Origin of the sequence: Pseudomonas abietaniphila, from assembly GCF_900100795.1 — a bacterium.
GTDB classification, from domain to species: Bacteria; Pseudomonadota; Gammaproteobacteria; order Pseudomonadales; family Pseudomonadaceae; genus Aquipseudomonas; species Aquipseudomonas abietaniphila.
Genome location: NZ_FNCO01000004.1, coordinates 407132 through 416065, shown reverse-complemented (window position 1 = coordinate 416065; position 8934 = coordinate 407132). Strand labels below are relative to the sequence as shown.

The following is an 8934-nucleotide window of genomic DNA, read 5'->3' as shown; positions in this document are numbered from 1 at the left end:
ACCATATAACACCCAAGCAATCTGCGACTCGATGAGCACAGATTGCGGTGACTGTGAAGACGACACGCACCGAAAGTTTGCAGGACACAGGCAAGACACCTGATCACATACCCGATTTGCTGAAGCGAGGCCTTACGGTCACGAGTCAGTACCCGAATTTCTTGACGACCATAGAGCGTTGGAACCACCTGATCCCATCCCGAACTCAGCAGTGAAACGATGCATCGCCGATGGTAGTGTGGGGTTTCCCCATGTGAGAGTAGGTCATCGTCAAGATTAAATTCCGAAACCCCATTTGCGAAAGCAGATGGGGTTTTGTTTTAAGTGAAGGTCACCAATTTTCGTTGACTCGTTACTTCGTAACGGATCAACAACAGAATTTCTTGACGACCATAGAGTGCTGGAACCACCTGATCCCATCCCGAACTCAGCAGTGAAACGGTGCATCGCCGATGGTAGTGTGGGGTTTCCCCATGTGAGAGTAGGTCATCGTCAAGATTCAATTCCGAAACCCCTGTCTGCTAACGCAGACAGGGGTTTTGTCGTTTCGGGGCCACGACACAAGCCCGCTCAGGCCTGAACGAAGCGGGCCTGGCCGAAGGACGTTTACGAAGCGAACAGCTTTTGCACGTTGTTCATGGCGTCATCGGCGAAGCCTTGAAGGAAGTTGTGGAACTCTACAGGGCTGGCGGGATTGCCCTCGGCAGGTTCTGCGATGATGGTCCAGGTGGCGTTGCAGAGGCGCTCGCTGGCAGGAACCACCGTCATCGACGCCCAGAGGTTGCGGATACCCAGATTGTTATAGATCGTTGTCCATGTCATGGAAAGCGCGCGGTCGTCTCGTGAGTTCAACTGCTCGACCACCACCAAACCGCCTTCCTTGAACTGCTTGTAACGAACTGACCCGGGACCGGTTCCGACTACCTCAATGCTGGCCAGCGCCGGAATGAATTTCGCAAAACCGCCGAAATCACCCACGACATCCCAGACTGCCTGCGCGTCGGCAGTAATTGAAACTGTCGACACGACCGGCGTGCCTGCAGGGTTGCTGATCAAGGTGTCGGGTGTCAGGTTGTGGATCGTGTTGATTGCGTTCATGTTGTTCTCCATTACGTACGTGAGTGTTGCCTTTGGGTCAGTCAGATGAAGTCGATCTCTTTCAGGTAGTCGCAGCCTTTACGTAGCAACGCCGGGGTTTTCTGTGGGTAGCGTTCGCCCATCCGCTGCACGCCGGCTAGCGCGTTCTGGTATGCGATCGTAGAGATGTCGCCGATGTCTTCCTCAAAACCGTCGAGGTAGAACCCCAACACGCCGAACAGGGCGTTCTGGCTGTCGACCCGGTTAAGCTGGGTCTGCCAGTGTGCGACGCTGACCATCTCGAACTCGCGACCAGCTTCGCGAAACGCGTCGACGTAACCGGTCCAGCTCAAGGGTTCGGGGTTGTGCAGGTTGAATACCGCACGTGTGGGCTGATAGCGGCTGCTGTGAAAACCGATGAAGCGGGCGAGGAAGTCCACGGGCATCAGGTCAAAGGTCATCGAGAAGTCGGGCACCTGACCCAACTGCATCGAGCCCTTGAGCATCAGCATCAAGCGGTTCTTGTGCGGCTGACAGACGCCCGTGATGCTGTTGAAGGCGATGTTTCCCGGGCGATAGATGTTGACCCACGCGCCCTGTTCGCGCGCTTGCTGCAGGATGCGTTCAGCGACCCATTTGGAGAGGTTGTAGCCGTTCTTGATATAGATCGGCGGGGTCTCTGCAGCAGGGGCTTCCAGAACGCTGCCGTTGGCGTCTATGGCGCTGGAGGCGGAGAGGGTCGAGACGAAGTTGAAGACCTTCTTGCTGCGGCCTTCGCACAACCTGAGGCACTCGAAAATGGGCGTGACGTTGTCCTTGGTGAGTGTCTCGTAATCCTGAACATGATTAACGTTGGCCGCATTGTGGATGAGTGCGCCGAACTCATGATCCAGTCGCTCGTAAACATCGTCAGCCAGGCCGAGTTGCGGCCGGGTAACGTCGGCGGCATAGACGCGCACCCGGCTCAAGTCCAGATGCTCCAACCGGTTTTCGCGCAAGGCTTCGACAAACCGATCCTGCGCCGTCATGCCGCCGCCCTCACGCACCAGGCACGCCACCTCTGTCGCGCCCCACCCCAAAAGTGCCTCGACGAGGTGAACGCCGAGAAAGCCATTGGCCCCGGTCACGATGATCTTGTGCACATCGCCGAGTTTGCCGACCGGCAGGATCGGCAGTTGGATGGGTGTCGAGGCGTCTTTGAGCGCTTGCGGACTGACCGTCCAGGACGAAGCGTCGTCACTGTCGATCAATGATGCGAGGTTGATTAACGTGGGGGCTTCGATGAAGCGGTTGATGGGAATACTGCGGCCGAATCGCTCGCGAATGCCCAGCAGCATCTGCGACAGCAAAATCGAGTGACCGCCGAGGTTGAAAAAGCTTTCATCGGTCGAAATATCCCCCGGTGGAAGCTCCAGCAGGTCGGCCCACAGTTTCTGCAGGATTCGCTCATTCTCGCTTTCCGGCGGACGGCGCGGCGCCTGCTCCGTCAGGTTGACCGGCAACTGCAGTAACGCCTTGCGATCAATCTTGCCGTTATTGGCGAAAGGCATCGTTGCCAGCTCGGTGTAGGAGGCCGGGCGCATGTAGTCGGGCAATAACCGTTCGATGTGGGCTTTGAGCAGATGCCGTGCGACATCGGGCTCGACACCGTGTGGTTGCGCGAGAAACGCCAGAATCCGGCGCTGATCATCGATCACCACTGCGACCTGTCGGTACAGTTGGCTGTCGCGCAGGCAATGCTCGATTTCTTCCGGTTCAACCCGGAAGCCCCGGATCTTGACTTGATTGTCCCGCCGCCCGGACAACGCCACCCCATCGTCGCTCCACTTACCGATATCACCCGTGCGGTAGGCGCGCACGCTTTCTCCGCCGCCGAGGGCGATTCGCACGTAACGCTCGTCAGTCAGTGCCGGATTGTGGATGTAACCCAGACCGACGCCCGGCCCCACGATGTACAACTCGCCCGGCATCTGCTCGGCAACCGGCTGCATCTGCTCGTCGAGAATCAACAACTGACTGTTGGCGATAGGCCGCCCCAGGTTGCGATTGCTACTGCCCGGCTGGAACTGTCCTGCGGTGATCAGCACCGTGGCCTCGGTGGGTCCGTACAGGTTGTGGAACTGACAGTTCCCCGCCAGCCGCTCGATCACGTAGGGCTCGCAGACATCGCCGCCCGTGCAGAGATGCTCAAGCTTCAGGGGACGCTCCGCTGGCAGAATGCTGAGCAACGCAGGTGGTAGAAAGGCATGGCTCAGGTTCTGCTCAAGCAGCTCCATAAGCTGCAGCGGATCCCGGCGTTGGTCTTCGCTGGCGACCACCAGTTCGGCGCCGCTCAACAACGTCGGAAAGATGTCGATCACTGACGAATCGAAACTCAACGTCGAAAATTGCAGAACGCGGCTGCGTTCCGACAGCGCGACGTACTCGGCGTACCACGCAGTGAAGTGGCTCAGGTTGCGCTGGCTGAGCATCACGCCCTTGGGGTGACCGGTTGTGCCCGAGGTGTACAGCGCCATGCACGGGGCTTCAGTCCCAGGGCGAACACACAAGAATGACTCATCCGTAGCCGTGATCTGGACAGCACTGATGTCCAGGCCCGGTACGCTCTGACCGGCGAGCGGGTGCTGACCGTCATGCAGCAGCAATACGGCCTTGGCGTTTTCCAGTATGTACTGCTGCCGTTGCAGCGGCTGGCTGGGATCGAGCGGCAGGTACACGGCGCCATAGCCGAGAATCGCGACGACCCCTGCGAACAAGGCTGCGCACTTTGGCAGACAGATGCCGATCACCAGTGGCTCGTCTGAGGAGCGTGCGAGCAGAGGCCGCATGTGCGCCTGGATGGCCACGCTGTGCTCGCGCAACGCGTCATAACGGACGCGTTGACCACCGACATTCAAGGCATACCGATCAGCAAAGGTTGCGAAGCTCTGATCCAGGCGCGTGACCATCGGTTGCTGTGCGATGCTCAGCAGGTGAGGTTGTGCGGTCTGGTTGTAACGGTGCTCGAACGCCAGTCGATCCAGTGTAAGCAGACCTTCTTGCCATTCACTCTGAGGCGGTTCGACACGCTCGACCTGTGCAAGGAAGCCGGCGTCCCGCGAGAGGCGGCTGACCAGCAAGGCGACATCGTCGACGAGCGTTGTAATGGCACTGTCGCGTAGCACTCGACCGTTGCCCGAAGGTTCAGCCGGCAGGATGCGACGCGCTATTAGCTTCTGCGCGACGGCCGAACCATACCAGCACAGCAATTCCAGCCGGGGTAGCGCGCCTTGGGCGTCAGGGATCAGCCCGATACGCAAACCAAGCTGCGCGTCGGTTTTGAAAGCAGCGAGCCGCATGCTGGTCAGCGCCAGCGTGCCATCGTCGATGATCAACGAAGCGCCGTATACCTGGCTGTGTTCCAGCGCGTGCGCGTCCGGAAGTTGATGAGTCAGATGCCCATGGGCCTCCAGTTCGATAGCGAGTTCGCCCAAAGCCCGACTGTGACCGATGAGCACAATCTCCAGGCGCTTCATTGCGTGCCTCCTGCCGGCAAATAGTCGGCGAGCGCGTGTTGCACGCAGGTGGAGTCGAGCATCGAGCTGGCCTTGAAGAAGCGCACGATGTTACCCACCAGCGGGTGATGGCGATTGATTGGAAAGCTCATGGCCTGGGTTTCGTCTTTGAGCGCTTGCTTGATGGACTCGGTGACCGGGAGGTTGTCGATCAGCACAAAGTCGAAGGACTTCTAGATGTCATTGGTCAAATATTGAGCAATGAATACCGGCATGATGCGGGCGATGGTTTCCCGATCCATCTCCGTGGCGGCATGCCAATAGATGCGCACCAATCGCGCCCAGAAGCCCGAGTGTCGACCTTCATCGAGCAGATGGTCTGCCATCAGCCCCTTGATCGATTGCTTGACCGTGTCGTCCTTCGCGAACGCCGCGACGTCGTTGGTCACGGTGTTCTCTGCGACAGCGACACAGATGAGTTCGACCGCGCTGCGCAGGTGATCGGGGGCGAGGGCCAACGCGGCCGGAATCGCCCGGCTCAATTCGATTTCAAGTGGCAGCTCAATGGGCTGAATGCCCGTCAGTGCGATGGTTTGCTGCATGAAGTCCATCGCCACCAAGGCGTGGTAGTCCTCATCCACAACCACTGTCATGGCGTCGTATCGGCACGCGAACGGAAAGCGGATCGCAAAGTTATCCTTGGCGATACTGCGCGCGGTCTTGTCGACGATCTCGGTCTCGAAGATCACCACGTCATTGATGAACTTGTACAGGCTCTGGATCAACGCGAAGTCACGCAGGTGCGGGCACTCGCGGCTGAAGGTTTCACTGAGTACCAGCGGTTGCCGGCTCAGGGGATAGATGAGTTTTTCGTCGTTTTCCACGATGCGGCGTGGACGCGTGCGGATGGTTGCACGGCCTTCCCAGGCGTCGACGAATGACAGGTAGTCTTCGGCTTTCATGATGTCGTCCCTGTGTAGATAACTGAAGTGTTCGCAAGCAGCGAGCGGGTCATGCGCTGGCTTCCAGCGCTGGTTCGCGCATGCTCACGCGCAGCGCATCCCACAGGGCGATGCGGCTTTCCACGGCGGCAATGGCGGCCTCGTAAACTTCGTGTTCGCGTTGCGCATCGCCGTCCACCAGGCGTGCGAGCAAAGATTCGGCGGCTGGACCGTGGTCCTCGGAATCCACCTCAATGTGCCGCTCCAGGTAGTAGCGGAAAGTAGGCGCCTGGCTGGCCGTGATTCCCCAGTCGTCGAGGATGCGTTGGAACATCTGTGGGATGACGCTTTCACGTCCGTGGAGAAAGGCCGCGGCGACGCTGTGGGCGGGAGCATTGATGGCGGTGTCGAGGGTGTCCCGAACGAACCGGGCGGCGGCCTTTTCCGCGTTGACGCTCTCCAGCGCGGTTTCGTAATGCACGCCTTCCTTCTGCAGCGCAACGAAGCGCTCGACGCGAGCGGTGCTGGCGCCGACTTCCCGCATGGCGTCCAGGTACAGCTCGAAGTGGCTGTAATGGCCGTGATCAAGGCGGTCGTCGGATTCCTCGCCCAAGACGATTTCATTGATCAGACGCGCGGCTTTGGCGTCTTTTGGCGGGAGCCACGGCAGTTGAGTGCAACTGAGCTCGCGTTGCAGGCGTTTGGTCAGGGACATGAAGTCCCAGACCGCGAAGACATGAGCCTCCATAAACCGTCGGAGCACATCCAGTGAATCAATTTCAGAGAAGATCGGGTGGGCACTGAGTTCCGATTTCTTGCGGTTCAATAGTTGCTTCTGAGTATTCATGAACACGTCCTTGAGAATAGAGTTTTCTGTAGTAGTTGCGCGCTTTAGTTGCCGAAAGCTTATAAGCGTTGGCTCGTTTTTCACGATGGCCGGGCGAGCGAAGTCCTCGAACAGATACTTCGTTTAATCATCACGGTTTATAAGCCAGGCAGTGCGTGCCTCGCGTCGCACCCTTTTAAGAAGCCGGAGCTGCAAGGCTTTCCGGGAGGGTGAAGGGCGACGGGAAAACGTTAAAGCACTTTTTAAGACGAGGGCAAATACTTTTTCATAAATTTTAAATTCAATAAATTCGACGCCAATAGAGTGTCGATAAAACATTTAATTCAAGTTTTATTGAGGCGAGCGCAACCCTTCCAACTCAATAAAGTCAGAATTGATAATAATGAACGAATGCCTCGTTCAGCGTTGCGCGTTAACTGAATAATCGGTTTCGAAAGAATTTTGTGTGGGCGACGTTGAAGGGCATCCCTCATGACGTCTCCGCCCGTGCACTGCTCCTTTTTTTGCTCCATGACATCCGTTTACAAAATCGACTGCAGGCGATTTCGTCACCCGAGTGTGCCTGAAACACAGAAATGCGCTGTGTCGAGGCTGGGAGATTTCACGATAGGTGAGCAGGCGGGCGACCGTATCGGGGTGAGCAAGCTCCCCCGACAGGAGAGAAGGTGGCTGCGTGTTCTGTCAGATGCCCAGCAGCCCCAGGTGAGTGTTGATGATGTGCAGCAGACGGTCGCGCTGCGCTCTGAGGAAATAATGATCACCGCGTACTTCGATCAGTTCGAATTCGCGACGTGTGAACTCGCGCCAGTTCATCATGCTCGCGGCGGTATCGAGGGGATCGTCGCTGCCGTAAAGGGCGGTCAGCGGTATGTTCAGACCGCCGTCGGGACAATGCGACCACAACTCGGCCAGCTTCAGGTCGCTGCGCATGACCGGTTCGAACAGGCGCATCAGCTTCTTGTCATGAAGCATCGACTCGGGCGCTGCGCCGAGTTTAATCAGCGCCTCGATGAAGTCGTCTTTGGGCAGCGTATGCAGGTAGGGTTGAGGCTGTTGGCTGTCGGGGCTGCGACAACCGGAGATGAACAGGTGTCGGGTAAAACCGGGATACTGCGCTTGCGCCAACCGGGCCATTTCGTAAGCCACGCGGCCACCGAAGCTGTGGCCGTAAAAGGCGTGCGGTTCGGTCAGGTAGGGCTGCAACGCGAAGAAGGTGTCCTCCAGCAGCGGCGCCCATTGATCGTAAGGCGTTTCCTTGAGCCGACTGCCGTGGCCCGGCAGGCGCAGCGTCACCAGTTCGATGTGATCCGCAAGGCCGTCCGACCAGTCACGGAACTGCTCCGGATCGCCGCCCGCGTGCGGGAAGCAGATCAGGCGCGTTCTGATGGGCTGTCCTGAATTGACAACCATCAGCCATTTGTTTTTGGCGTTCACTCAGGTTTCCCCAAGCCTGTTTGTGCAGGCTTATCACAACCGTGGGGCCGGGTCCTTCGGCGCTGGCACCGCAACAACCGGTGCTCTTTGAACCCCTTGCCTCATCCGGTTGCGTGCGGCAACTGCAGGCAGGGGTGCGAACTGCTGGATATGAGCATAGTCGCCGTTCACGATCGTCGAGCCCTCATTGTGCGAGGGCGCGCTTCCTTGATGCCGTGGCGGGTTTGGCGACTTCCGCTGGACGGCTTTTCAGATAGGTGTTGATGGCCTCGACACCACGGTTCAAGTGGTGAGCGAGGGCGTGGACCGTCTCGTCGACGGCGCCAGCCTCGGCCATCTTTAACAATTCCCTGTGGTCGTTCTGTGACAGCTTGCCCAGTCCCATGTACTTGAGGTTGAACCTCAGAAAGCGCTCCTCCTCATTCAGACCGTCTTCGACCAGCTTGAGCAGGCGTTTGTTCTTTGCCCGGGAGTATAGGGTCATGTGGAACATTCGGTTGAGCGTGCCGATCTTCGAGTAGTCGGTTTCAACCTCCAGTTGCTCGATGTAACTGCCGGCCAGCTCGATGTCGTCGGCCGTCAGCAACGGTATCGACTGCCGCAGGGCCTCGGATTCCAGCAGGATGCGCAGTGCATAGGCATCGGTCGCGTCTTCGTTGATCAGTGGGGCGACGACAGCGCCCTTGTGGGTCTCGACACGCAGCAGCGATTGCGCCTCAAGCTGGCGCAAGGCTTCACGCACCGGCATGCGGCTCACACCAAACAGTGTGGCCAGTTCTTGCTGGCGCAATGCGACACCCGCGGGCAGGCGTCCGTCGAGGATGGCTGCGCGCAGTTTTTCTTCGATCACCGCGCGTGCGAGGTGCGCAGGCGGTTGCTCGTTGCCGAGCACTTCTCGCAGAAATTGTTCTTTCTCAGTCCTGCGCATCGATGACTTCTTCTTCACTGATCAGAGATTGGATCCAATGGAACACTAGAGGCCATAACCCGGCTTGTCAAACCTGGACCTTCGCCCCGTTTGTTACGGCGGACCGCATTCTACAAGGCTTTGTGGCGATGATGTGCCTACCGTGTTCTATCCTTTTAACGATACGAGGCGTCGGAAAAACGGTCGCCTGGACGCGGCATTTCAACGCTCACG

Annotated in this window: 5 protein-coding genes, 2 rRNA genes and 1 pseudogene; 2 read left to right on the top strand and 6 right to left on the bottom strand. The window is 58.2% G+C overall.

Going from position 1 to position 8934, the window contains the following annotated elements; genetic code table 11:
- The first annotated feature begins 160 nt into the window (after window positions 1-160).
- A 5S ribosomal RNA gene (gene rrf, locus BLS87_RS11055) occupies window positions 161-276 on the top strand.
- A gap of 106 nt (window positions 277-382) precedes the next feature.
- Window positions 383-498 (top strand): 5S ribosomal RNA (rrf, locus tag BLS87_RS11050).
- 108 nt (window positions 499-606) lie between these two features.
- Here the strand turns inward: rrf (BLS87_RS11050) and BLS87_RS11045 are convergent.
- The 6 genes and pseudogenes from BLS87_RS11045 to BLS87_RS11020 form a co-directional block, all read right to left on the bottom strand.
- A complete protein-coding gene (locus BLS87_RS11045) occupies window positions 607-1080 on the bottom strand; it encodes an SRPBCC family protein (RefSeq protein WP_074752540.1) in 474 nt (157 codons plus the stop codon).
- Window positions 1081-1139: 59 nt separating this feature from the next.
- On the bottom strand, window positions 1140-4592 hold the full coding sequence (locus BLS87_RS11040; protein WP_074752514.1) for a non-ribosomal peptide synthetase: 3453 nt from the start codon (window positions 4590-4592) through the stop codon (window positions 1140-1142).
- Window positions 4589-5533 (bottom strand): annotated as a pseudogene (locus BLS87_RS11035) (diiron oxygenase). The gene BLS87_RS11040 and the pseudogene BLS87_RS11035 overlap by 4 nt, the downstream one beginning before the upstream one ends.
- Window positions 5534-5582: 49 nt before the next feature.
- Window positions 5583-6359 carry a DUF3050 domain-containing protein gene (locus tag BLS87_RS11030; protein ID WP_074752513.1) on the bottom strand — a complete coding sequence of 259 codons (777 nt, stop codon included), beginning with the start codon at window positions 6357-6359 and terminating at the stop codon, window positions 5583-5585.
- Between the two features lie 681 nt (window positions 6360-7040).
- A complete protein-coding gene (locus BLS87_RS11025; protein ID WP_074752512.1) occupies window positions 7041-7793 on the bottom strand; it encodes a thioesterase II family protein in 753 nt (250 codons plus the stop codon).
- Between the two features lie 184 nt (window positions 7794-7977).
- Window positions 7978-8721 (bottom strand): GntR family transcriptional regulator, encoded by a 744-nt coding sequence (locus BLS87_RS11020; protein WP_074752511.1) that lies wholly within the window; start codon window positions 8719-8721, stop codon window positions 7978-7980.
- Between the last annotated feature and the right edge of the window lie 213 nt (window positions 8722-8934).